21 protein-coding genes are annotated in these 23,048 nt (G+C 69.3%); 6 read left to right on the plus strand and 15 right to left on the minus strand.

What is annotated here, in order from left to right; translation table 11 throughout:
* The 7 genes from ccoS to ACLFOB_RS07405 form a co-directional block, all read right to left on the minus strand.
* Positions 1 to 134: cbb3-type cytochrome oxidase assembly protein CcoS (gene ccoS, locus ACLFOB_RS07375; protein ID WP_410925667.1), on the minus strand; the 134-nt coding region annotated here is incomplete at its 3' end.
* On the minus strand, positions 131 to 2,329 hold the full coding sequence (locus tag ACLFOB_RS07380; RefSeq protein ID WP_410925658.1) for a heavy metal translocating P-type ATPase: 2,199 nt from the start codon (positions 2,327 to 2,329) through the stop codon (positions 131 to 133). The genes ccoS and ACLFOB_RS07380, both read right to left, overlap by 4 nt.
* Positions 2,330 to 2,334: 5 nt before the next feature.
* Positions 2,335 to 2,796, minus strand: a complete 462-nt coding sequence (locus tag ACLFOB_RS07385) for a FixH family protein (protein WP_410915658.1) — start codon at positions 2,794 to 2,796, stop codon at positions 2,335 to 2,337.
* Complete coding sequence (locus ACLFOB_RS07390; RefSeq protein WP_410925659.1) at positions 2,793 to 4,346, minus strand: cytochrome c oxidase accessory protein CcoG; 1,554 nt, start codon at positions 4,344 to 4,346, stop codon at positions 2,793 to 2,795. The genes ACLFOB_RS07385 and ACLFOB_RS07390 overlap by 4 nt, the downstream gene beginning before the upstream one ends.
* A gap of 443 nt (positions 4,347 to 4,789) precedes the next feature.
* Positions 4,790 to 7,039 (minus strand): catalase/peroxidase HPI, encoded by a 2,250-nt coding sequence (gene katG / locus ACLFOB_RS07395; protein WP_410915660.1) that lies wholly within the window; start codon positions 7,037 to 7,039, stop codon positions 4,790 to 4,792.
* 347 nt (positions 7,040 to 7,386) lie between these two features.
* The gene (locus ACLFOB_RS07400) at positions 7,387 to 8,148 is read right to left on the minus strand and encodes an ABC transporter permease (protein ID WP_410917536.1); all 762 of its coding nucleotides are present in this window, start codon (positions 8,146 to 8,148) and stop codon (positions 7,387 to 7,389) included.
* On the minus strand, positions 8,145 to 9,074 hold the full coding sequence (locus ACLFOB_RS07405) for an ABC transporter ATP-binding protein (RefSeq protein ID WP_410917535.1): 930 nt from the start codon (positions 9,072 to 9,074) through the stop codon (positions 8,145 to 8,147). The genes ACLFOB_RS07400 and ACLFOB_RS07405 overlap by 4 nt, the downstream gene beginning before the upstream one ends.
* Positions 9,075 to 9,215: 141 nt before the next feature.
* Here ACLFOB_RS07405 and ACLFOB_RS07410 point away from each other — a divergent pair, with 141 nt between their 5' ends.
* Positions 9,216 to 10,190, plus strand: coding sequence for a DMT family transporter (locus tag ACLFOB_RS07410; protein ID WP_410925660.1), 975 nt, complete (start codon positions 9,216 to 9,218; stop codon positions 10,188 to 10,190).
* Here ACLFOB_RS07410 and ACLFOB_RS07415 read toward each other — a convergent pair.
* From ACLFOB_RS07415 to ACLFOB_RS07425, 3 genes are all read right to left on the minus strand, one after another.
* Entirely contained in the window at positions 10,184 to 11,017 is an 834-nt protein-coding gene (locus ACLFOB_RS07415) for a 4-(cytidine 5'-diphospho)-2-C-methyl-D-erythritol kinase (protein ID WP_410925661.1), read from the minus strand. The genes ACLFOB_RS07410 and ACLFOB_RS07415 overlap by 7 nt on opposite strands.
* Positions 11,004 to 12,716: a tetratricopeptide repeat protein gene (locus ACLFOB_RS07420; protein WP_410917532.1), complete on the minus strand. Its 1,713-nt coding sequence runs from the start codon at positions 12,714 to 12,716 to the stop codon at positions 11,004 to 11,006. Before ACLFOB_RS07420 ends, ACLFOB_RS07415 begins: the two co-directional genes overlap by 14 nt.
* 124 nt (positions 12,717 to 12,840) lie before the next feature.
* Positions 12,841 to 14,490 carry a 4Fe-4S dicluster domain-containing protein gene (locus tag ACLFOB_RS07425; protein WP_410925662.1) on the minus strand — a complete coding sequence of 550 codons (1,650 nt, stop codon included), beginning with the start codon at positions 14,488 to 14,490 and terminating at the stop codon, positions 12,841 to 12,843.
* Positions 14,491 to 14,793: 303 nt separating this feature from the next.
* Here ACLFOB_RS07425 and greA point away from each other — a divergent pair, with 303 nt between their 5' ends.
* Together greA and ACLFOB_RS07435 are read left to right on the plus strand one after the other, a co-directional pair.
* Positions 14,794 to 15,264, plus strand: coding sequence for a transcription elongation factor GreA (greA, locus tag ACLFOB_RS07430; RefSeq protein ID WP_410917422.1), 471 nt, complete (start codon positions 14,794 to 14,796; stop codon positions 15,262 to 15,264).
* A gap of 10 nt (positions 15,265 to 15,274) precedes the next feature.
* Entirely contained in the window at positions 15,275 to 16,300 is a 1,026-nt protein-coding gene (locus ACLFOB_RS07435; protein ID WP_410917421.1) for a hypothetical protein, read from the plus strand.
* A gap of 82 nt (positions 16,301 to 16,382) precedes the next feature.
* On the opposite strand, the gene cueR is transcribed toward ACLFOB_RS07435, so the two are convergent.
* Positions 16,383 to 16,766 (minus strand): Cu(I)-responsive transcriptional regulator, encoded by a 384-nt coding sequence (gene cueR, locus ACLFOB_RS07440; protein WP_410925663.1) that lies wholly within the window; start codon positions 16,764 to 16,766, stop codon positions 16,383 to 16,385.
* 117 nt (positions 16,767 to 16,883) lie between these two features.
* On the opposite strand from cueR, the gene ACLFOB_RS07445 reads away from it, so the two are divergent.
* Together ACLFOB_RS07445 and ACLFOB_RS07450 are read left to right on the plus strand one after the other, a co-directional pair.
* On the plus strand, positions 16,884 to 17,600 hold the full coding sequence (locus ACLFOB_RS07445) for an AzlC family ABC transporter permease (protein WP_410917419.1): 717 nt from the start codon (positions 16,884 to 16,886) through the stop codon (positions 17,598 to 17,600).
* Complete coding sequence (locus ACLFOB_RS07450) at positions 17,597 to 17,935, plus strand: AzlD domain-containing protein (protein WP_410917418.1); 339 nt, start codon at positions 17,597 to 17,599, stop codon at positions 17,933 to 17,935. The genes ACLFOB_RS07445 and ACLFOB_RS07450 overlap by 4 nt, the downstream gene beginning before the upstream one ends.
* 9 nt (positions 17,936 to 17,944) lie before the next feature.
* Here the strand turns inward: ACLFOB_RS07450 and ACLFOB_RS07455 are convergent, their stop codons facing one another.
* The 4 genes from ACLFOB_RS07455 to ACLFOB_RS07470 form a co-directional block, all read right to left on the minus strand.
* The gene (locus tag ACLFOB_RS07455) at positions 17,945 to 18,553 is read right to left on the minus strand and encodes a hypothetical protein (RefSeq protein ID WP_410917417.1); all 609 of its coding nucleotides are present in this window, start codon (positions 18,551 to 18,553) and stop codon (positions 17,945 to 17,947) included.
* A gap of 50 nt (positions 18,554 to 18,603) precedes the next feature.
* The gene (locus ACLFOB_RS07460; RefSeq protein ID WP_410917416.1) at positions 18,604 to 18,741 is read right to left on the minus strand and encodes an aa3-type cytochrome c oxidase subunit IV; all 138 of its coding nucleotides are present in this window, start codon (positions 18,739 to 18,741) and stop codon (positions 18,604 to 18,606) included.
* Between the two features lie 91 nt (positions 18,742 to 18,832).
* Positions 18,833 to 19,876 carry an MBL fold metallo-hydrolase gene (locus tag ACLFOB_RS07465; protein WP_410925664.1) on the minus strand — a complete coding sequence of 348 codons (1,044 nt, stop codon included), beginning with the start codon at positions 19,874 to 19,876 and terminating at the stop codon, positions 18,833 to 18,835.
* Entirely contained in the window at positions 19,873 to 21,591 is a 1,719-nt protein-coding gene (locus tag ACLFOB_RS07470; RefSeq protein WP_410925665.1) for an acyl-CoA dehydrogenase, read from the minus strand. The genes ACLFOB_RS07465 and ACLFOB_RS07470 overlap by 4 nt, the downstream gene beginning before the upstream one ends.
* Positions 21,592 to 21,696: 105 nt before the next feature.
* Here ACLFOB_RS07470 and ACLFOB_RS07475 point away from each other — a divergent pair, with 105 nt between their 5' ends.
* On the plus strand, positions 21,697 to 22,662 hold the full coding sequence (locus ACLFOB_RS07475) for an L-threonylcarbamoyladenylate synthase (RefSeq protein WP_410925666.1): 966 nt from the start codon (positions 21,697 to 21,699) through the stop codon (positions 22,660 to 22,662).
* Positions 22,663 to 23,048: the final 386 nt, after the last annotated feature.

A 23,048-nucleotide genomic window follows, 5' to 3' on the forward strand; every position in this document is an offset into this window, starting at 1 on the left:
TCGTCCGACAGGATGCGCCGCGCGTCGCCCTCGGGGTCGTCGTATTGCCGCGAGCGCACCGTATAGATGAAGAACACGAGGCCCATCCCGCCCAGGAAGACGGAGATCGGGATCAGATAGGCCAGAACGTTCATGCCCGCCCCTTCAGCCTGAGCGCATTGAGCGACACGGTAATCGAACTGGCCGACATCGCCAAGGCCGCGACCAGCGGCGTGGCCCAGCCAACCACCGCGATCGGCACGGCAATCACGTTGTAGAGCGTGGCCAGCCGGAAATTCTCGTGGATCCGCTTCGTGGCCGAGCGCGCCACCGCGATGGCGTCGGCCACGGGCGACAGGTCGCCGCCCAGCAGCACGATGTCGGAGGCCACGCGCGCCGCGTCGAGCGCCGAGGCGGGCGAGATCGAGACATGTGCAGCGGCAAGCGCGGCGGTGTCGTTCAGCCCGTCGCCCACCATCAGCACATGCGCGCCGCCGGCCTCCAGCTCCGCGATGCGCGCGGCCTTGTCCTCGGGGCGCATGGCGGCCTGCCACTCGGTCAGCCCCAGCCGCGCGGCCAGCGCCGCGACCGGCGCCTCGGCATCGCCCGAAAACAGGAACAGGCGCTTGCCGTCGGCCTTGAGCGCCGCCACCGCCTCTTCCGCGCCCTCGCGCAGCCGGTCGGTGAAGGCGAAGGGCACCGGTGCCTTCCCATCGACCGCCAGCCAAGCCTCGGTCGTCTCGCCCTGTTGCGCACCGAGCCAGTCGGCACGGCCAAGCCGCACGCGCCGGCCCTGCCAGCGCGCCTCGGTCCCGTGGCCGGGGATCTCCTGCACATCCTCGACCCGCGCCGCGGCAATGCCGCGCGCCGCCACCGCCTGCGCCAGCGCCTTCGACAGCGGATGCGCCGAGCCTTCGGCCAGCGCGCGGGCGAGCGACAGTTCCGCCTCGGTCCGGTCGTCAAGGTTCACGGGCTCCGGCGCCCCGGCGGTCAGCGTGCCGGTCTTGTCGAAGACCACCGTATCGACCGCGGCCAGCCGCTCCAGCGCGGTCGCGTCCTTGATCAGCAGCCCCTTGCGGAACAGCCGGCCGGAGGCCGCCGTCGTCACCGCCGGCACGGCAAGGCCCAGCGCGCAGGGGCAGGTGATGATCAGCACGGCGGCCGCGATGTTGAGCGACACCCGCATGTCGCCCGACCAGATCAGCCAGCCGAGAAAGCTGAGACCGGCGAGGATATGCACGCCGGGCGCGTAGAGTTTCGCCGCCTTGTCGGCGAGCGGGGTGTAGTTGGCGCGCCCCGACTCGGCCACCGCCACCAGCTCGGCCATGCGGTGCAGCGAGGTCTCCTCGCCAACGGCCGTCGCGCGCAGGGTGAGCGGACCGGTCAGGTTCACCTCGCCCGCACTGACGGCCATGCCCGGCCCAGCCCGGACCGGCAGCGTCTCGCCCGTCAGCAGGGAACGGTCGAGTTCCGAGGCGCCCTCGACGATCACGCCGTCCACGGGCATCCGCCCGCCAGGCTTCACGCGGATCAGGTCGCCCACGGCCAGTTCGGCCACCGAAACCGTCTCTTCCGCGCCGTCCCTGAGCCGCGTGGCCCTCGGCACCTCGAGCGCGGCCAGTTCCTCGGCCGCGGAACGGGCGACGGCGCGCGTGCGGTGATCCAGCCAGCGCCCCGCGAGCAGGAAGAAGGTCAGCGCGACGGCCGCGTCGAAATAGGCGTGTTCGCCCGACAGCGCCGTCTCCCACAGCGAGGTAACGACGGCGAGCGCGATGGCCAGCGAGATCGGCACGTCCATGTTGAGCCGCCCGGCGCGCAGCGCGCCCCAGGCGTTGAGGAAGAAGGGCTGCGCCGAGAACGCGATGGCCGGCAGCGCGATGGCCGCGGACACCCAATGGAACAGGTCGCGCGTCGGTCCCTCCGCCCCCGACCAGACGGCGATCGACAGCAGCATGACGTTCATCATGGCAAAGCCCGCCACCGCCATGCGCATCAACAGGTCGCGGCCGGCCCGGTCCGTCTCGGTCGCGGCAAGCGCGCCTGCGTCAAGCTCATGCGCCTCGTAGCCCGCGCGCGCCAGCGCCGGGATCAGGTCGGCGGCGGTGACGCCATCGTCGGCCTCCACCGTCGCGCGCTTCAGCGTCAGGTTCACCCGCGCCGATCGCACGCCCGGCTCGGCGGTCAGCGCCCGCTCGACCCCCGCGATGCAGCCCGCGCAATGGATCTTCGGCAGCGAAAGCGCGATGCGCGTGCCGTCGCGGGCCGCGCGGCGCTCCGCGATCTCCGCCGCCGCGGGCGCAGCGGAACAGGCAGGACAGGCCGAGGCGGCAGGCGCGTGAAGGGTCGTCACCGTCGTCAACCCCTCACGGAGAGTTGCAGCCGCTGCTCGAAGGGTGTGCCGTCCGGCGCTTCCGCCGTCACGAGAACGGACCAGTAACCCTGCCCGAGGTCCGCCGGCGCCACGTAGTCCTGCCCGTTGAAGGACAGCTCGGCCGGGAAATCCTCGCGCTTGTGCGTGGGACGCCCCACCACTGCGTCGAGTGTGGCGGCGCGCACCGGCCGGCCCTCGGCATCGCGCAGCGACAGGACCAGCCAGCCATCGTCAAGCTCTGCCTCGACCGTCCAGCCCAGCGCCTCCTGCGCGGTGCGGCGGTCGTCGAAGCTTTGCGAGGCGATGTAGGAATTCTTCACCGTCAGCCCCGGGAAGGTCGAGACCGCGTTCCACGCCATCGCCAGGTTGACCGTGATGATGATCCCGAAGGCGCCGATGAATATGGCGGCGGCGTGCCGGCCGGTGAACTTGCGTTCCTCGCTCACTGGGTATCCCTCCCGAAGAAGATCGTGTCGGTATGCGCGCGTTCCGCGTCGGTCAGATCCTCGACCCACAGGCGGAACTCGGTGCGCTCCGCGTCTGCGGGGTCCGAGGCCGGGGGGGCAACGACATAGACGCGCTGCAGGTAGGTCTGGTTGGCCGGCACGGTCACCGTCGTTTCGGGCCTGCCCTCGAGTTGGACGTTCAGCTCCGGATGACCCGTCAACGATATCCGGAACGGCCTGTCCTCGCCGTGCTTGTTCAGCAGTCGCACGTCGTAGGTGTTGCGCACCGATCCGTCCGAAAGGACCACGTTGATCGGGTTGCGCACCGGCGCCACGGTCATCTCGATCTCGGGCCGGATGAAGAGCGCGAAGATCAGGCCCAGCCCCACCAGCGCCCAGAGCGCCGTGTAGAGGATAACGCGGGGACGGAAGACATGCTTCCACAGCGGCTTGGGCGTGCCGCCCGCGCGCTCGCGCTCCTCGTCCGACAGCGCGATGTAGTCGATCAGGCCGCGCGGCTTGCCGATCTTGGCCATCACGTCGTCGCAGGCGTCGATGCAGAGCGCGCAGGTGATGCACTCCAGCTGCTGGCCCTCGCGGATGTCGATGCCCACGGGGCAGACGTTGACGCAGGCCATGCAATCGATGCAGTCGCCGTGCTCCTGCTCCATGTCCTCGGGGCGGACGCCGCCGGGGGCGTTGGGCTTGGGCGTGGGGGAATAGCGCGGCGGGCCATCGTTGCCGGCCGCATGGGTCGCCTCCTCGGCCGCCTGTGCCGCCTGCACGGAGGCGCGGCGCACATTGTGCTTGCCGCGCGGCTCGCCGCGCCAGGCGCGGTAGGCCACGGTCAGCGTCTCCTCGTCCATCATCGCGGCCTGGATGCGCGGCCAGGGGCAGGCGTAGATGCAGATCTGCTCGCGCGCGAAGCCGCCGAAGAAGAAGGTCGTGCCGGTCAGGATCGCGACCGTGGTATAGGCGGCCGGATGCGCGTTCAGCGTGAAGAGATCGACCAGCAGCGTGGGCGCATCGGCGAAATAGAACACCCAGGCGCCGCCGGTGGCCACCGCGATCAGCAGCCAGGCGGTCCATTTCGTGAGCCGCAGACGCGCCTTGCGGAAATCCAGCTTCTTCTGCCGGTGCAGGCGCAGGCGCGCGTTGCGGTCGCCCTCGATCCAGCGTTCCACGAGGATGAAGAGATCGGTCCAGACGGTCTGCGGGCAGGCATAGCCGCACCAGACCCGGCCCAGCGCCGAGGTGAAGAGGAACAGGCCCAGCCCCGCCATGATCAGCAGGCCCGCGACGAAGTAGAACTCGTGCGGCCAGATCTCGATCCAGAAGAAGAAGAAGCGGCGGTTGGCAAGATCGATCAGCACCGCCTGGTCCGGGAGTGCGGGTCCGCGGTCCCAACGGATCCAGGGCGTGACGTAGTAGATCCCAAGGGTCACGATCAGGATGATCCACTTGAGATTGCGGAACTTGCCCGAAACGCGGCGCGGAAAGATCGGCTCGCGCGCAACGTAAAGCTTCGGGGCGTCGGATTCGGTGCTCACGGGGATTCGCTCCGGCGGGTTGGCTATCCGTTGCAGCGGTTGTGTCAGGGCCGGCGGGACCGGACCTTGACCTGCATCAATTGGTCTATCTGTGATCTACCTATTGCGGGCGCGCTGCGGCCTGGCGCCGCATCCACGCGCAAAGGCCCGCGTTGCCGGCCGCTACACGCCGGGCCGTGTCACAAGGTGAACGGCATTTCCATCGCATTTCTTGTGGATCGGCACGGCCGCCGGCCTCCAGATCGCCCGCGACGAAGAGCCGCGCGGTCACCGCCCCCCCTGCCCCGAGCGTGCGGCATCCAGCATCAGGTTGCAGGGAAGTTGCATGAGCCCGCCCAGCCGCCGCGCCCGCCCCGCGGGACCGCGCGCGCAGGGCCTGAGCGCAGGAAAACGGCGGCGCCCCGCCGGGGCCGCCGCCGTCACCATTCAGCCGCAGGACGGGCTCAGGCCGCCTTGCGGGCCTCCGCACGCTTCAGGTCGAAGCGGTCGAGTTCCATCACGCGGGCCCAGGCCTTGACGAAGTCGCGCACGAACTTGCCGCCGTTGTCGTCCTGGGCATAGACCTCGGACAGGGCACGCAGCTGCGAGTTCGAGCCGAAGACCAGATCCACGCGGGTGGCCGTGTGCCGGACCTCGCCGCTTTTGCGGTCGCGCCCCTCGAACACGTGATGGCGGTCATCCACCGGCTTCCATTCGAGGCTCATGTCCATGAGCACGCGGAAGAAGTCGTTGGTGAGCGCGCCGACACGGTCGGTGAAGATGCCGTGCCCGGGGGACTGCGGGTGGTTCGCACCCATGGCGCGCATCCCGCCGACCAGCACCGTCATCTCGGGCGCGGACAGCGTGAGAAGCTGCGCCTTGTCCACCATCAGTTCCTCTGCCGACATGTTGTAGTCGGTCTTGAGGTAGTTGCGCCAGGCGTCGGCGAAGGGCTCCAGCACCTCGAAGGAGTCGGCGTCGGTCTGCTCGTCCGTGGCATCGGTGCGGCCCGGGGTGAAGGGCACCTCGATGTCATGGCCGGCCGCCCTGGCCGCCTTCTCGACCGCGGCGCAGCCCGCCAGCACGATCAGGTCGGCGAGCGAGATCTTCTTGCCGCCAGAGGCACTGGCGTCGAAGTCGGCCTTGATGCCCTCCAGCGTCGAGACGACCTTCTGCACCTCCTCGGGCTGGTTCGCTTGCCAGTCCTTCTGAGGGGCGAGGCGGATGCGCGCGCCGTTCGGGCCGCCACGCATGTCCGAGCCGCGGAAGGTCACCGCAGCGCCCCAGGCCACGCGCGCCAGTTCCTGCACGCTAAGCCCGGAGTCGAGCACCCTGGCCTTCAGCGCCCTGATGTCCGCATCGTCCACCAGCGGGTGGTCGACCTCGGGCACCGGATCCTGCCAGATCAGATTTTCGGCGGGCACTTCCGGCCCGACGTAACGCGTCTTCGGTCCCATGTCGCGGTGGGTGAGCTTGTACCAGGCACGGGCGAAGGCGTCGGCGAACTCGTCGGGGTTCTCGTAGAAGTGGCGCGAGATCCTCTCGTATTCGGGGTCCACCCGCATCGCCATGTCGGCGGTGGTCATGATGGTGATGACCTTCTTCGACGGATCGTCGGCGGCGGGCGCCATGTGATCCTCGTCGGGGTTCTTGGGCTGCCACTGCCATGCGCCGGCGGGGGACTTCACAAGCTCCCACTCGTGCTCGAAGAGCATCTCGAAGTAGCCCATGTCCCACTTTATCGGGTTGGGCGTCCAGGCGCCCTCGATGCCGGAGGTGATCGCCTGCGCGCCCACGCCGGTTTCGTGGGACGACTTCCAGCCGAGGCCCATCTCGGCGATGTCGGCGCCCTCGGGCTCCGCGCCCACCAAGGCGGCGTCGCCCGCGCCGTGGCATTTGCCGAAGGTGTGGCCGCCGGCGGTGAGTGCGACGGTCTCGTAGTCGTTCATCGCCATCCGGGCGAAGGTCTCGCGGATGTCCCTGGCGGACGCCAGCGGGTCGGGCTTGCCGTCCGGGCCTTCGGGATTGACGTAGATGAGACCCATCTGCACGGCCGCCAGCGGGTTCTCAAGGTCACGTTCGCCGGAGTAGCGGCTGTTCTCCTTGTCGGAGGTGGCCAGCCACTCGACCTCGGAGCCCCAGTAGACATCCTCTTCGGGGCCCCAGACGTCTTCGCGGCCGCCGCCGAAGCCGAAGGTCTTGCCGCCCATCGATTCGATCGCGACGTTGCCGGCCAGCACCATCAGGTCCGCCCAGCTGAGCCTGTTGCCGTACTTCTGCTTGATCGGCCAGAGCAGGCGGCGGGCCTTGTCGAGATTGGCGTTGTCCGGCCAGGAGTTGAGCGGCGCAAAGCGCTGCTGCCCCGAGCCCGCGCCGCCGCGCCCGTCGCCGGTGCGGTAGGTGCCGGCCGAATGCCAGGCCATGCGGATGAAGAGACCGCCGTAATGACCGTAGTCCGCCGGCCACCAGTCCTGGCTGTCGGTCATCAGCGCGGTGAGGTCCTTCTTCAGCTCGTCGTAGTCGATGCCGGCGAAGGCCTCGGCATAGTCGAAGTCCGGATCCATCGGATCGGCTATCGGCGGATTCTGGTGCAGGATGTTCAGGTTGAGCTGGTTGGGCCACCAGTCGCGGTTGCCCCGCACGTTGAAGGTGGTGTGGATGCTCATTCCATGCGTCACCGGGCATTTGCCCTCTGCTGCTTCGTTTCCATCCATGATTGCGCTCCCGTTTGGCTGCGTGTGTGGCTCGTTCAGGCAAGAAGCTGCGCCGGCGATCCTGCCGCGGCGCCTGTCCGGATATCGACCCGGGGCCGCGTCGGCCGCGGCGATATCCTGGGTCTGCTCCCCGACTTCCGCCAGGACAGTAGCAAAGCGACTCCGTCAGGGAATGGTTGCATTTTTTGATCGTTGTGAGGAGCACGTCTTGTTGAATGTCTCAGGGTGTTGAATCTCTCTCGCGCGCGCGCGCGAGAGAGAGAGGACGCCGGAAACGGCCGTCGCGCCGCCTCATCTCCCGCGCGTCGTTCCGGCAATGGCAGGGAGCCGCTGCCGGGACGGACGAATCAAGAGCGGATGCGCCAGCCGGTGCGGAAGATCCACCAGACCGCGGCAAGGCAGAGCGCGAGAAACCCCGCGATGGCGAGCAGGCTGACCGCGACGGGCACGTCGGCAAGCCCGTAGAACGACCAGCGGAAGCCCGAGATCAGGTAGACGACCGGGTTGAAGAGCGCGACGGTCTGCCAGGCCGCCGGCAGCATCGAGATCGAGTAGAACGAGCCGCCGAGGAACACCAGCGGCGTGACGATCAGCAGCGGCACCAGCTGAAGCTGTTCGAAGTTCCGCGCCCAGATGCCGATGATGAAGCCCATCAGCGCGAAGCTGATGCAGGTCAGCAGCAGGAACAGCACCATCGGCACGGGGTGGGCGATGCGCATCTCCACGAAGAAGCTGGCCGTGACCATGATGACGACGCCGATGAAGAGCGCCTTGGTGGCCGCGGCGCCCACGTAGCCCACCACCACTTCGAGAAAGCTGACCGGGGCGGAGAGCACCTCGTAGATGGTGCCGATGAACTTGGGGAAGTAGATCGCGAAGCTGGCGTTGGAGATCGCCTGCGTCATCACGGTGAGCATGATGAGGCCCGGCACGATGAAGGCGCCGTAGCTCACCCCCTCGACCTCGTCTATGCGGCTTCCGATGGCGGCGCCGAAGACGACGAAGTAGAGCGAGGTGGAGATGACGGGCGAGATGAAGCTTTGCAGCAGCGTGCGGAAGAAGCGCCCCATCTCGTAGCGGTAGATCGCCCAGATGGCGCCGGTGTTCATGCCGCGTCCTCCTGCACCAGGCCCACGAAGATCTCCTCCAGGCTCGACTGCCGCGTGGACAGGTCGCGCAGCACCAGTCCCGCCGCCTGCAGGTCGGCCAGAAGCCGGGTGATGCCGGTGCGTTCCGCCCGCCGGTCGTAGCTGTAGACCAGCGCGGCCCCGTCCCGCGCAAGCTCCAGGTCGTAGCCGGCAAGCGCGGCCGGCACCTCCGGCAGCGGCTCGCGCAGCTCGATCACCAGCTCCTTGCGGCCCATGCGATCCATCAGCGCGCCGGTCTTCTCGACCAGCAGCAGTTCGCCGCGGTTGATGACGCCCACGCGGTCGGCCAGTGCTTCGGCCTCCTCGATGTAATGCGTGGTCAGGATGATGGTGACGCCATCGGCCTTGAGCGCCTCGACGGTTTCCCACATGCCGCGGCGCAGTTCCACGTCCACGCCGGCGGTGGGCTCGTCCAGGAACAGCACCCGCGGCTCATGCGCCAGCGCCTTGGCGATCATCACGCGGCGCTTCATGCCGCCCGAAAGCTCGCGGGTCTGGGCATCGCGCTTGTCCCAGAGCGACAGCTGCCGCAGCACCGACTCCAGATGCGCGTCGTCGCGCGGCAGCCCGAACACCCCGCGCGAGAAGCGCACGGCCTCCCAGACCTTCTGGAAGGGCTCCAGCGCGATCTCCTGCGGGACGAGGCCGATCAGCCGGCGCGCGGCCCGGAAGTCGCGCAGGATGTCGTGGCCGTCAACGCGCACGCTGCCGCCGGTGGGCACGGTCAGACCGCAGACGGTGGAGATCAGCGTCGTCTTGCCTGCGCCGTTCGGGCCGAGAAGCGCCAGGATCTCGCCCTTTTCCACCTCCAGCGTGACACCGCGAAGCGCCTCGAAGCCGCCCTCGTAGGTCTTGCGCAGATCCTCGATCCGAAGAATGGCGGCCATGCGGCGTCTCCCTGTCCGGCGCTCGCAGGGACACTAGCCCCCGCACTCCCGGGCACAAGGGGCCGGTCGCGCACAGACGCTGCGCGGACTGGCGCCTGACCGGCTGCGCGGCTATGGCGAAAGCCGGAGGAACCGCGCCAGATGAGCACCGAGGCCGACAACGCGGCGAAGGGCATCGCCTTCATCCTGCTCGGCATGGTGGCGATCACCATCAACGACGTGCTGATCAAGTTCCTCTCGGGCGGCTATCCGCTGCACCAACTGGTGTTCATCCGCTCCGGCGTAGGGCTGGTGTTCATCCTTGCGCTGGTGCGGCTCGAAGGTGGCTGGCACATGCTGCGGGTGGATCGCCCGGCGCTGCACATCCTGCGCGGACTGCTGGTGGTCGTGGCCAACATGACCTATTTCGCCGCACTTGCCGTGCTGCCGCTGGCCGAGGCCGTGGCGCTGTTCTTCGTCGCGCCGCTCTTCATCACGCTGCTGTCCATCCCCTTGCTGCGCGAGCGGGTGGGCCCCTGGCGGCTGGGCGCGGTGGCGGTAGGCTTTGTCGGCGTGCTGGTGATGCAGCGCCCCTGGGCAGGCGATCTGAACGTGCCGCGGCTGGTGCTGCTTCTGCCGGTGGTCGCGGCCTTCACCTATGCGCTGATGCAGATCCTGACGCGGCGGCTGGGCGTGACGGCCAAGGCCTCTGTCCTCGCGGTCTGGATCCAGTCGGTGTTCCTGGTCGTCTCGGCGCTCTTCGGGCTTGTGGCGGGCGACGGTCGCTTCGCGGAGGGTGCGGAGAACGATAGCCTGATCTTCCTGTTCCGCGCGTGGATCTGGCCCGCGCAGGCGGACTGGGGCCTGCTGGCGCTGCTCGGCGCGAACTCTGCGGTCATCGGCTATTCGCTGTCCTCCGCCTATCGCTCGGCCGATGCGGGCACCATCGCGCCCTTCGAGTATGTCGCGCTGCCGCTCGCGATTCTTGCCGGCTGGCTGGTCTTCGCCGAATTGCCTGGGCCGACTGTCTGGCTTGGCACGGCGCTGATCGGGGGCGCGGGGCTGGTGGTGTTCCTGCGCGAACGGCAGAGGGGGCGCGCGCCGGTGACGCGGGCGGGGCCGCGGCGGCGCTATTGAGCGCCAAGCCGCGTGGCCTGCACCCACCAGCTAGGTCGCGCCAGCGCCAGCGCATGCGCGGCGTTGCGGGCCGCGGTGGCGCAGGGGAAGAGCCCGAAGCAGGTCGCGCCGGAGCCGGACATGCGCGCGAGCAGGCACTGCGGCGCGGCGGCAAGCGCGGCGAGCGCCGCCTCCACCTCGGGCGCAAGCGCGCGCGCCGGCGGCTCCAGGTCGTTGCGTTGGGTGGCCAGCCAGTCGGTCAGCGCCTGCGCATCGGCGAAGCGGGGGAGCGGGTCGGGCATCTCCGGGTTCTCGCGCCGCGCGAGGCGGGAAAAGACCTGCGCGGTCGAGACCGCGACGCCCGGATTCACCAGCACCGCATCGAGCAGCGGCAGCCCCTCGACGGGCGCCACAATCTCCCCGATGCCGCGCATCCGGGCCGGGCGTCCCGCCATGCAGACCGGCACGTCCGCGCCCAGGGCCAGCACGTCCTCGGGCACGGCGCGGTCGGACAGTTCGGCCAGCGCATGCAGCGTGGCCGCGGCATCCGCGCTGCCGCCGCCGATGCCGCCCGCGGTCGGCAGATGCTTTTCAAGCTCGATTTCCGCCGACACGCCCATCAGCGCCGCGGCCTTCAGCACAAGGTTCTCGGGACCGGTGGGCACGCCCGCGGCCATCGGGCCGGTCACGCGCAGGCACGGCTTGGCGGCCTGTCGCACCCGCACCACGTCCCCGAGATCGGCGAACACGACGAGCGAATCGAGCAGATGATAGCCGTCCGCGCGGCGGCCGGTCACATGCAGGGTAAGATTGACCTTCGCCGGCGCGCGCGCCTCAGCCGTCCTCATCGCGCGGGCCGTCCGCAAGCTCCAGCGGCGGCGCGCCCTCTTCTGCCAGCACGGTGTCGAGCCCGACCTCCAGCTTGCGGCGGATGCGCTCTGCGTCGTCCGGTTCGGGATCGAAGGACAGCGCGCGCTGCCACTGGAAACGCGCCTCCATCCTGCGCCCCACCGCCCAGTAGACGTCGCCCAGATGGTCGTTGACGATGGGATCGACCGGCAGAAGCTCCGCTGCGCGCTCCATGTGCCCGACGGCTTCCTCGTAGCGGCCGAGGCGATAGAGCGCCCAGCCCAGGCTGTCGACGATGTAACCGGAATCGGGCCGCGCCGCGACCGCGCGCTCGATCATCTCGAGCGCCTCCTCGAGGTTCTCCTGCTTCTCCACCAGCGAGTAGCCCAGGTAGTTCAGCACCTGCGGCTGGTCGGGCTGCAGCTTCAGCGCCTGACGGAAATCCGCCTCTGCCGCGGGCCACAGGTCCTGACGCTCGTAGGCGATGCCGCGCGCGTAGTAGAGGAACCACTGCGCCTCGCCCGGATCGTCGTAAAGTGCGATGGCCCGGTCGTATGCGGCCACCGCCTCTTCGAAACGTTCGAGCGATCGGAAGAGATCACCGAGCGAGGAATGGACGGCAGGCAGGTCGCCATGCGTCTGTGCGAGCTGCCCCAGCACCTCGATCGCGGCGTCGGACTTGCCCGCCTGCCGCAGTGCGTCGGCGCGGCCCAGTTCCGCGGCGTGATAGGACGGGTCGTCGCGCGGCACGCGCTTGTAGGTTTCGGTGGCAAGCTCGTATTGCCCGAGCCGCTCCAGCAGATCCGCGGACATCAGCAGCGCCTCGATATGGTCGGGGCGCAGGTGTTCGGCCACGCGCGCGTAGAGCAGCGTGAAATCCTCGCTCGCCTCGTTCATGAGCGCGCCGGATATGGTGAAGAAAACCTCCGCAAGCCCGTCACGCGGCCCGCTGACCATCGTGAAGGGCAGCGTCTCGCCTGCCTCGAGCGCGTCGCGCATCCGGCGCAGGCCCGGATCGAGATCCGCTCCGAAGGCCGTGCGTATCAGGTCCAGCGCCTCGTCGTTGCGGTCGATCTGGCTGAGCACCTCGACGCGGGCGATGATGCCGCGACGCGTCATCTGCATGGCGCCCGCGGTATCGGAGGCATAGATCGCCTCGGCCCCCTCGAAATCGCCGACCGAGGCAAGCGCGAGCGCCTTGTGATAGAGGGCGAAGCCGATCAGCCCGCGTTCCTCGCCCACCTCGTCGAAGGCGGCCAGCGCCTCGGACATGTTGCCGCGGCCCAGTTCGGACCAACCCGCCACAAGGCCGTCCACCAGCAGGCCCACGCCGTTGCCGTCCCCGACGATGCCAAGCAACTGCTCGTAGCGGCCCGTCGCGCCATAGTGGGCGATCAGCGCCATGTTGGCGACCTGATTGGGGCCGGCCGTCTCGATCAGCCGCCGCGCCACCGGCAGCGCGCGGTCCACCTGTCCCAGCGCCAGATAGGCCGCGTTGGCCGCCTCCAGAAGCTCCGGGTTGGACGGATCCTGCGCCAGCGCGCGGGTAAAGTAGCGCGCGGCCGAGAGGAAATCGGACTGATACCCGGCCTGCCGCGCCGCGAGATAGTCGCCCGACGGCACCGGCTCGGCCGGGGCGGACTGCGGCGCCGCGAGAGAGACCGTCGCAGCGAAGGCTGTCAGTAGGAATGCGCGCAAGAGATATATGCCTCTGCCGAGGTTTCGGGGTGCACCCTATGGTAAGGGCGCAGGCCGGACTTGTCCATGCGCGCACGGTCTGCGGGGCGCGGCGGCTGGCCCGGGCGCCTGCCGGACGGGCGCCTCACATCCCCGGATAATTCGGCCCGTCACCGCCCTGCGGCGTCGTCCAGACGATGTTCTGCCGCGGATCCTTGATGTCGCAGGTCTTGCAGTGGACGCAGTTCTGGAAGTTGATGACGAAGCGGTCGTTGCCGGCCTCGTCCTTGACGAATTCATAGACCCCGGCAGGACAGTAGCGGGCCGAGGGGCCGGCGTATTCCGGCAGGTTCACGGCCACCGGCAGCTCGGGATCCTTGAGCTTGAGGTGCGCCGGCTGGCTCTCCTCGTGGTTCGTCATCGAGTAGCTGACGTTGGTCAGCCGGTCGAAACTGATCCTGCCGTCCGGCTTGGGGTAGTCGATGGGCTTGTGCTTGCGCGCGGGCTCCGTCGCCTCCGCATCCGACTTGCCATGTCCCACCGTGCCGAAGAACGAAAAGCCAAGCGCGTTCGTCCACATGTCGAATCCGCCCAGACCGAGGCCGCCGGCCAGGCCGTATTTCGACCACAGCGGCTTGACGTTGCGCACCCGGTTCAGGTCGCGCCCGATCGGGCCGGTGCGCACGCGTTCCTCGTAGTCGCCGAGCTCGTCCTGCGCCCGGCCCGCGGCGATGGCCTCTGCCGCGACCTCGGCCGCCGCTATGCCCGAGAGCATGGCGTTGTGATTGCCCTTGATGCGGGGCACGTTGACCATGCCCACCGAGCACCCCAGCAGCGCGACGCCGGGCGCCACCATCTTCGGCATCGACTGGTATCCGCCCTCGTTGATCGCGCGGCCGCCGTAGGCGATGCGCTTGCCGCCTTCCAGCAGCTCCTTCAGCATCGGATGATGCTTGAAGCGCTGAAACTCCATGTAGGGATAGACATAGGGGTTGGCGTAGTTCAGGTGCACCACGAACCCGAGATAGAGCTGGTTCCCCTCGGCATGGTAGATGAAACCGCCGCCGCCCGCGTTGCTGCCCAGCGGCCAGCCCAGGGTGTGGCTGACCTCGCCCAGGTTGTGCCTCTCGGGATCGATCTCCCAGATCTCCTTCATCCCGAGTCCGTATTTCTGCGGCTCGCGGCCACGATCCAGGTCATGGCGTGCGATCACCTGCTTGGACAGCGACCCGCGCACGCCCTCGGCCAAGAACACATACTTGCCCAGCAGTTCCATGCCGGGCTCGTGGTTGGGCCCCGGAGTGCCGTCGGACCGCAGCCCGAATTCGCCGGCGATCACGCCGCGGATCTCGCCGTTCTCGCCCCAGACGATGTCCGAGCAGGCCATGCCGGGAAAGATCTCGACGCCCAGTCCCTCGGCCTGTTCCGCGAGCCAGCGACAGACATTGCCCATCGAGACGATGTAGTTGCCGTGGTTGTCCAGCATCGGCGGCATCGGCCAGTTGGGCAGGCGGATGCGCCCCCCCTCGCCCAGAAGGTAGAAGTTGTCCTCGCTGACTTCCGTGCGGACCGGCGCGCCGCGCTCCTTCCAGTCGGGGAACAGCGCGTCGAGGCCGATCGGGTCCAGCACCGCCCCCGACAGGATGTGCGCGCCCACCTCCGACCCCTTCTCCAGCACGACGACCTCGAGGTTCGGGTCGACCTCCTTCAGGCGGATCGCGGCGGAGAGGCCGGCCGGCCCCGCGCCAACGATCACGACATCGTATTCCATCGACTCGCGCTGAACGTCGCTCATCCTGGATCCTTTCGGAAGGACTCGGGTCAGAAGCACTCGGGTGCGCAGAGGCACCCGCATCCCGACTGACCTATCGCGCCCGCGCGGCGCTGGTCAATCGGAACGCGGCGTGCGGTCCGGGGGTGCGGCGAATCGCGCCCGCCAGAACGCCCGCGGGATCGAAGGCGCGCCAGGTCGGGACGCGCGCAGGGTCGGTCCCGTGACGGGTCGGCTCCCGCTCTTGCAAGGCTGCCCGCCGCATGATTTGAAATGCGAAGGCGCCGCGAGGCGTTCTTTGTCGTCCGGAACGGCTGGAAAGACCTCATGGAAAAGATCCCGATGACCCGCGCGGGCCACGTTGCGCTGGAAGCCGAGTTGAAGCAGCTCAAGAGCGTCGAGCGACCGGCAATCATCCGCGCCATCGCCGAGGCGCGCGAGCATGGCGACCTGAGCGAGAACGCCGAGTATCACTCGGCGCGCGAGAAGCAGAGCTTCATCGAGGGCCGGATCAAGGAACTCGAGGGCGTGCTCGGCCGGGCCGAGGTGATCGACCCCGCCACCCTGTCGGGGCCGATCAAGTTCGGCGCGACGGTGACTTTGGCGGACGAGGACACCGACGAGGAAAAGACCTGGCAGATCGTGGGCGAGCACGAGGCCAACGTCGAACGGGGCCTGCTGAACATGCGCTCTCCGATCGCGCGCGCGCTGATCGGCAAGGAAGAGGGCGACAGCGTCGAGGTGCGCACACCCGGCGGCGAAAAGACCTACGAGATACTCGCGATCCGCTACGAGTGAGTGCAGGCCGATGGCCGAGACCCCCGGCAAAGGCGCCGAGCCCCTCGGCCTCTACGACCGGCCGCAGCCGGCGCGCCTGTCGGGCATCGAGATCGCGGCCGTGGCGCTGAGCGCGGGCTGGCTGGCGCTTGCCGGTGGCTTCCTTCTGGTCTGGGACGAGGATCCGGCAGGCGGCGCCGACCGGCTACGCTTCGCGATGACCGCGCTTGCGCTCTTCCTGCCGGTGGGGATGATCTGGGTCGCGGCGATGGCGGCCCGGGCGAGTCGCGTCATGCGCGACGAAAGCCGCCGCCTGCAGGCCGCGATCGACGCGATCCGCCACGCCTATCTCTCCCAGGCGCAGCAGGCGGCAGCCGGCACCGCGGACCCTTCGGTCACGAAGAAGCTCGACGAGCTCGTGGCGGCGCAGAAGAAGGCCGAGGCGGCGCTCGCGATGTTCACCTCGGCACGCGGCAAAGCAGCGCAGGGCCGGCCCGACGGGCCGCAGGCCGCGCCGCCGCCGGGACCGACGCCCGAGGATCAGCCCAGCCTCGCACTGGGCACCCCCCCAGAGGCAGCATCCCCGCCGCTCACCACCGCCGACATGATCCGCGCCCTCAACTTTCCCGAGACGGCGCAGGACCGGGAGGGTTTCGCGGCGCTCCGGCGCGCGCTGCGGGACCGGCCGACGGCGCAGTTCGTGACGGCCGCACAGGATGTTCTCACCCTGCTCAGCCAGGAGGGGATCTACATGGACGACCTGCGCCCGGACATGGCGCGCCCCGAGATCTGGCGCCGCTTTGCCGAGGGGGCCCGCGGTCGCTCGGTGGCGGCGCTGGGCGGTGTGCGCGACCGGGCCGCGCTTTCGCTGTCCGCCGCGCGGATGAAGCAGGATCCCATCTTCCGAGATGCCGCGCACCACTTCCTGCGACTCTTCGACCGGCGCTTTGCCGAGTTCGCGCAGCATGCGACGGATGCCGAGATTTCCGCCTTTTCCGAGACCCGCACGGCGCGCGCCTTCATGCTTCTGGGGCGAGTCGCGGGCACCTTCGACTGAGCGTGTGAAGAATTTTCGTCCGAAAATTCTTCACATCCTGCGCCGACCGGGGGGCGATTTTTCGATCGAAAAATCGCCTGCACTACCCGAGATGATCCAGGATCGGGCAATCGGGCCGGTCGTCACCGTGGCAGGCACGCACGAGTTCCGACAGTTCGTCATGCAGCGCCTGCAGCGCGCGCTGCTTCGCCTCGATCTCTTCCAGCCGCTTCCTGGCGATCGCCTTCACGTCCGCGCTCGAGCGGTCGCGATCCCCGTAGAGCCCGAGCAATTCCCGGCATTCCTCGATCGAGAAGCCGAACTCGCGCGCGCGCCTCACGAAAGCAAGCCTGCGCACCGCGGCATCGTCATAATCGCGGTAGCCCGAGGCCGTTCGGCCCGCCGGCGCGACGAGTCCGATGTCGGCATAGTAGCGCACCGTCTTGACCGGCAGGCCCGCCGCTTCGGCCGCGTTCGAGATGTTCATGCCAAACCCTCCACGAGCTGGAAAGCTTAGCCCGCCCAGGGCAGCCGGCAAGAGCCGGTTTGCATCTGCCACACGGCGCGATTATGAGCTGTCGTCGTTCACTGCCGGAGCCATGGCATGGCCGCATCTTCCCTGCGCCGGGCGTTCCTGTCAGGCGCGCGCGATGCATTGCCCTTCACCTTCGTCGTCTCGCCTTTCGCGCTCCTCTTTGGCGTGGTGGCGACAGAGGCGGGGCTCGACGTCGTGGAGACGCTGGCATTCTCGGTCGCCGTGCTGGCGGGGGCCTCCCAGTTCGCCGCACTGCAACTGATGACCGAAAACGCGCCGACGGCGATCGTCCTTGCCTCCGCGCTCGCGGTCAATCTGCGGATGGCGATGTATTCCGCCGCGCTCACGCCGCATCTGGGGGCCGCGCCGCTGTGGCACCGGGCGCTGGCGTCCTATTTCATCGTCGACCAGACCTATGCGCTCGGCATCATCGCGTACGAGCGCGAGCACATGACGCTGGGCGAGAAGCTTGCGTATTTCTGGGGGGCGGTCGCGCCTGTCTGCCCTGTGTGGTACGTCATGACCCTTGTGGGTGCGCTTGCGGGCACGGCCATACCCGGAAGCGTGCCGCTCGATTTCGCCGTGCCGATCACCTTTCTGGCCCTGATCGCACCGATGCTCCGCACGCTTGCCCATGTCGTCGCTGCCGGGGTTTCGGTCACGCTTGCGCTGGTCTTTGCTTTCCTGCCCTACAATCTCGGGCTGATGGTCGCGGGGCTGGGCGCGATGATCGCCGGAGCGCAGACCGAAGTCCGGCTGCGGCGCAGTCGGCCGGGCGGCCCATGATATCGGACGCGCCCATTCCCACCGCAGAGGTCTGGATCGTGATCGTCGCACTCGGTCTGGGCAGCTATCTGCTGCGCTTCTTCTTTCTGGGGGTCGTGGGGGACCGGGAGCTGCCGGAATGGCTGTTGCGCCACCTGCGCTACACCGCGGTCGCCGTGCTGCCCGGACTGGTCGCACCGATGGTGCTCTGGCCCTCGGCAACCGGCGGCACGCCGGACCCTGCCCGCCTCGCTGCCGCGGCGGTGACGTTGGGGCTGGGCCTCTGGACCAGGAACGTGCTGCTGGCGATCGTCGCCGGCGCCGCGACGCTGTGGGCAGGGGTCTACCTGATCTAGTTGGCTGACCTAATTGGCCGCCGCAGCGTCCGGTCCCTGATAGGACATGATCGCCTTGAACTTGTCGGGGTCGTCATATTCGACCAGCTTCTCCTCGGTCACCCCGGGGAGCTGTCCGAACGCCTCCATCAACTGCCTGGGGAACCAGACGGGGCGGATGCTTTCGAACCCCGGAAGCTCCGACAGGACGCGCGCGGTGACCAGCGTGCACAGCGCGGGCTGCACCGGCCCTGCCCGCTGCACCGCGCGAAACGCCATCTCGGCCACCTCGGGCGAGACCGGCCTGGTCTGGATGACGACGTGATGGGTCTCGCGCGCGTGGGCGCTGCGATAGATGCGCTCGAATTCGGTGGTCACGCCAAAGAGCACGTCGTTGCGCTCAGGCACGCCGGGATGCTCGACGTTGCCCGCCGGGTCGAAGATCACCTGCTGCGAGGCGTTGATCAGCAGGCTGGTATGGGCGCCCGCCCCGCTGCGGTTGTTGACCATCGTGTAGAGGCGGATGATGGGCGGTCCGTCACCGCGATAGGCCGCGCGCGCGACAACTTCCTCGGGGGCCCACGCCCCCGCGTTGGGCGGGCCACAGCCAGCCACCGCGGCGGCGAGGGGAAGCAGCACGAAGCGCCGCCTGTTCATCCCCGCCCGGCGGCCCCGCAGCGCCATGCGCCTCAGGAGTTGAAGATGGCGAGGAAGACGAGGATGAAGATCGACACGCCCCCCACCCAGATCGAGACCTTCACGAAGCCTTCGAAGGTCTTCTCGTGCTCGGTGATGTCCATTTCGCCGTGCTTGTGATCTTCGGCCATCGGCAATTCTCTCCGGTGCTTGGCTGCGTGCATCTGACCCGCATCTTCATATCGCGCAGGTCGGTTTCGGGCAAGGCGGCGCAGCGCCGTGTCAGCCCACGCGGCTGAATTCCCAGGCTCCGCTTTCGTTCAGGCGCCGCACCGCGCGCGCGGTCTGGTGCAGGTGGTTGAGATGCGCCACCGCCTCGACGAGGGCGAGCCCGTATTCCTGCGGGCCGATCTCGCGCCTGAAGAGCGGCGCGAAGCACTCCGCAGCGGTGCGGGGGGTATCTAGGTGCCGCTCGAGCCGCTCCAGCGCGCTGTGGTGGTTGTCGATCAGTTGCCGCAGCCGCATCGGCAGCCCAGTGAACGGCAGCTTGTGGCCGCCGAGAGCCAGCTGATCGGGGCGGGCGTATGTCGACAGCCGCTCGCAGGAGGCCAGCCAGTCGGCGACCGGGTCGGCCTCCGGCTCGGTGGCGTAGACGCCGATGTTGGAACTGATCGACAGGATGACCTGGTCGCCGGTCAGCACCAGGCCGTCGTCGCGGCTCCAGAAGGTGGCGTGCTCGGGCGCATGGCCGCCGCCGCAGCGGATGTCCCAGGTGCGTCCGCCCATGCGGATCGTGCCGCCCTCCGTCAGCCTGCCGAAGCCCAGCGGCATGGGCCAGACGATATCGGCGAAGTTGAAGGGGCGCTCGTTCGCGCGCTCGTTCAGCATATCCTCGGCCATCCCGGCGCGGCGCCAGAAGGCCAGCGTCTCTGGCGGCGGGCGGTCCTGTTCGTCGAGCGTCAGCATCCGCGCGAAGAGCCAGGCAGTGCGCGTGGTCAGAAGCTCGGCCCCCTTCTCGCGCTGGAACCATCCGGCCAGCCCGATGTGATCGGGGTGATGGTGGGTGGCGACCACGCGGCGCACCGGCTTGCCGCCCAGCGGCCCCGACAGCAGCGCCTCCCAGGTCTCGCGCGTGCGGCGGGTGTTCATGCCGCTGTCGACCAGCGTCCAGCCGTCGCCGTCATCAAGCGCGTAGACGTTGACGTGGTCGAGCTTCATTGGCAGCGGCAGGCGCAGCCAGAGCACGCCCTGGGCCACCTCGACCGCCTCGCCGGGGGCGGGCGGTGTCTGCCACGGGGTGCGGATGCCTGTTGTCCCGTCCATCATGCGGCCAGATCCTCATCCGACAGCGCGTAGAGGTCGGCACCGCCGGCGCGCGCCTCTGCCAGAAGCCCTGCGTGCTCGGGCAGCAGGCGCCGGACATAGACCTGCGCCAGCGCGGTGCGCGGGCCCGTGCCGCCCTCTGCCAGCGCCGCGCGCAGGTGGTAGTGCGCGCCCAGCACCCGCGCGAAGCCCTTCAGATAGGGCACGGAACCCGCGAAGCGGTCGGTCGGATCGGTGGTGGCAACCACCGCCTCGGTCGCCTCGCGCAGCGTCTCGGCCGCCTGCCAGACGGGGCCGGCAAGGTCGGGCAGCCGGTCGCGCGCGGCCTCTGTGCCCCCCTCGATCTCGTCGATCAGCGCCTGCGCGGCCTCACCGCCATCGGCCATCTTGCGGCCCACGAGGTCCATCGCCTGAATCCCGTTGGTGCCCTCGTAGATCGCGGTCACGCGCACGTCGCGCCAGTATTGCGCCGCCCCCGTCTCCTCGATCACGCCCATGCCGCCGTGAATCTGGATGCCCGTGTCGGCAAGCTTCAGCCCCGTGTCGGTGCCGAAGGCCTTGGCGATCGGGGTGAGCAGCGCCGCGCGCGCGGCCCAGGCCGGATCGGCTGTCGCCGTCTCCATGTCGATGGCGGCGGCGCAGGCGAAGGCGATGGCGCGCGCGGCGAAAAGCTCGGCCTTCATCGTGGCCAGCATCCGGCGCACATCGGCATGCTCGACGATTGCACCGCGCCCGTCGCCCACGGGCGTGCGGCCCTGCCGCCGCTCCATCGCGTAGGCCAGCGCGTGCTGAAAGGCGCCTTCCGCCACGCCTATGCCCTGCATTCCCACGCCGAGGCGGGCGTTGTTCATCATGGTGAACATGCAGCGCATGCCCTTGTGCTCCTCGCCCACCAGCCAGCCGGTCGCGCCCTCGTAGGACATCGTGCAGGTCGGGCTGGCGTGCAGCCCCAGCTTGTGCTCAAGCCCCACGACCCGCAGCGCATTGGGCGTGCCGGGCGTGCCGTCCTCGCGCGGCAGGAACTTCGGCACCAGGAACAGGCTGATGCCCTTCGTGCCCGGCGCCCCGTCCGGCAGCCGTGCCAGCACAAGGTGGCTGACGTTCGCCGCGAAATCGTTGTCGCCGCCGGTGATGTAGATCTTCTGCCCGGTGATCCTGTAGCGGCCGTCGCCCAGCGGCTCGGCCCTGGTGGTCAGCGCGCCCACGTCGGAGCCTGCCTGCGGCTCCGTCAGGTTCATCGTTGCAGACCATTCGCCCGAGGCGAGTTTCGGGATGTAGAGCGCCTGCATCCATTCGGGCGCATGATGGGCCAGCGCCTCGATCTGGCCCTGCGCCATCAGCGGCGTCAGGTGTGACGCGAGGCAGGAACCCGACATCATCTCGTTCAGCGCCGTGGCGACCGACATGGGCAGGCCGAGCCCCCCGTGCTCGACCGGCCCGGCCACGCCCAGGAACCCCGCGTCCGCCAGCGCATGATACGCCTCGCCGAAGCCCGGCGACATCCGCACCACCCCGTTCTCCAGCCGCGTGGGCTGCGTGTCGCCGCTGCGCTGGAGCGGCGACAGCACCTCCTCGCAGACGCGCCCCGCCTCGGTCAGCATCGCGGCCACCACGTCCGGCGTCGCCTCCGCGAAGCGGTCGGTCGCTGCCACCTGCGGGAAACCCACGACATGGTCGAGAAGAAAACGGTACTCGGCGACAGGGGCGCGGTAGGGCATCGGACACCTCGGGCTTGGCATGGCTCCGGGGCGGGTGTATGGCCCCTCTCGTCGCGGAAGGCTAGGCTCAACCGCCCGCCGCGCAACCGCAACGCCGCGTCAGAGATGCCACAGAGCCCCCACCGCCTGCCGCCCGATCCCTCCGGCATCGCCCGCGCCGCGGCGTTGCTGCGGGCGGGCAAGCTGGTCGCGATCCCGACCGAGACGGTCTATGGCCTTGCCGCCGACGCACGCAACGATGCGGCGGTCGCCGCGATCTTCGACGCCAAGGGGCGGCCGTCCTTCAATCCGCTGATCGCCCATGTGGCGGATGCAGCGGGCGCGCAGGCGCTCGTGGACTGGCCCGCCGAGGCCGAGCGCCTTGCCGCCGCCTTCTGGCCCGGACCGCTCACGCTGGTCCTGCCGCTGAAGCCGGGGCACGGGCTGTCGCCGCGCGTCACCGCCGGCCTTGGCACGCTGGGCGTGCGGGTGCCCGACCAGCCGGCGACGCTGGCGCTGTTGCGCGCCTTCGGCGGCCCGCTCGCGGCACCCTCGGCCAATCCTTCGGGCCGGCTCAGCCCGACCACGCCGGAGCATGTGATCGCGGGCCTTGGGCCGCGCGTGTCGGCAGTGCTCGACGCGGGCCCCTGCCCCGTTGGCGTGGAATCCACGATCCTCGCGCTTGATGGCGCCCCGCACCTTCTGCGGCCCGGCGGCGTGCCGGTCGAGGCGCTGGAGCAGGCGTTGGGCACGCCGGTCGCGGCCACAGGCGCCGATCCCGCGCGCCCGCAGGCCCCCGGGCAACTCGCCTCGCACTACGCGCCGCAGGCGGCGCTCCGTCTTGACGCGACAGACTGGCGGTCGGGCGAGCGGCGGCTGGGCTTCGGCCCCGTCGACTGCGACCTGAACCTGTCGCATGCGGGCGATTTGCGCGAAGCGGCGACGAACCTTTTCCCGCACCTGCACGCGCTCGACGATGGCACGCATGTCATCGCCGTCTCGCCCGTGCCGCGTCACGGCCTGGGCCTTGCCATAAACGACCGCCTGCGCAGGGCCGCCGCCCCGCGCGGCAAAGCCGGCAGGACCGCGTGACGCGGGATCCGTCAGCCCCGCACCAACGCGCAGAGAAAGGGATACGCAGGAAAGGAAGAGCCGTGGCTGCACGCGAGGCTTCGCGACGACTTCGCCATCTGCCCGGGGAAGATCCGGGCGCGTTTCGAGGTGAAGCCGGCCGGTTGCCTATCGCACCACAGCATCGCAGACGGCGCTTCGCCGGTGACGGGATCTGCCCCGCTGTTGCGGCCGATCACACCCCGCGGCGGATCGGGCAGGCGCAGAGCCGGTGCGGGGCCGGCCCCGTTCGGCCGGACCTGTAGCGTGCTCCATTTGCAACGGCTCCGCAGTCCGGAGTGCCTGCCGTCCGTCGGGCCGCGAAGCAGTGCACCCGCCGGCAGCCCGCGGGACGGTACGGGTGCTGG

Source organism: Rhodosalinus sp. (assembly GCF_046542825.1).
In the GTDB taxonomy this organism is placed as follows: domain Bacteria; phylum Pseudomonadota; class Alphaproteobacteria; order Rhodobacterales; family Rhodobacteraceae; genus Rhodosalinus.

Excerpts from the sequence above, each read along its gene's own strand:
- katG (WP_410915660.1), bottom strand. The coding sequence starts at position 7,039 with ATGGATGGAAACGAAGCAGCAGAGGGCAAATGCCCGGTGACGCATGGA.
- ACLFOB_RS07400 (WP_410917536.1), bottom strand. The coding sequence starts at position 8,148 with ATGAACACCGGCGCCATCTGGGCGATCTACCGCTACGAGATGGGGCGC.
- ACLFOB_RS07405 (WP_410917535.1), bottom strand. The coding sequence starts at position 9,074 with ATGGCCGCCATTCTTCGGATCGAGGATCTGCGCAAGACCTACGAGGGC.
- ACLFOB_RS07410 (WP_410925660.1), top strand. The coding sequence starts at position 9,216 with ATGAGCACCGAGGCCGACAACGCGGCGAAGGGCATCGCCTTCATCCTG.
- ACLFOB_RS07415 (WP_410925661.1), bottom strand. The coding sequence starts at position 11,017 with ATGAGGACGGCTGAGGCGCGCGCGCCGGCGAAGGTCAATCTTACCCTG.
- ACLFOB_RS07425 (WP_410925662.1), bottom strand. The coding sequence starts at position 14,490 with ATGAGCGACGTTCAGCGCGAGTCGATGGAATACGATGTCGTGATCGTT.
- greA (WP_410917422.1), top strand. The coding sequence starts at position 14,794 with ATGGAAAAGATCCCGATGACCCGCGCGGGCCACGTTGCGCTGGAAGCC.
- ACLFOB_RS07435 (WP_410917421.1), top strand. The coding sequence starts at position 15,275 with ATGGCCGAGACCCCCGGCAAAGGCGCCGAGCCCCTCGGCCTCTACGAC.
- cueR (WP_410925663.1), bottom strand. The coding sequence starts at position 16,766 with ATGAACATCTCGAACGCGGCCGAAGCGGCGGGCCTGCCGGTCAAGACG.
- ACLFOB_RS07445 (WP_410917419.1), top strand. The coding sequence starts at position 16,884 with ATGGCCGCATCTTCCCTGCGCCGGGCGTTCCTGTCAGGCGCGCGCGAT.
- ACLFOB_RS07450 (WP_410917418.1), top strand. The coding sequence starts at position 17,597 with ATGATATCGGACGCGCCCATTCCCACCGCAGAGGTCTGGATCGTGATC.
- ACLFOB_RS07460 (WP_410917416.1), bottom strand. The coding sequence starts at position 18,741 with ATGGCCGAAGATCACAAGCACGGCGAAATGGACATCACCGAGCACGAG.
- ACLFOB_RS07465 (WP_410925664.1), bottom strand. The coding sequence starts at position 19,876 with ATGATGGACGGGACAACAGGCATCCGCACCCCGTGGCAGACACCGCCC.
- ACLFOB_RS07470 (WP_410925665.1), bottom strand. The coding sequence starts at position 21,591 with ATGCCCTACCGCGCCCCTGTCGCCGAGTACCGTTTTCTTCTCGACCAT.
- ACLFOB_RS07475 (WP_410925666.1), top strand. The coding sequence starts at position 21,697 with ATGCCACAGAGCCCCCACCGCCTGCCGCCCGATCCCTCCGGCATCGCC.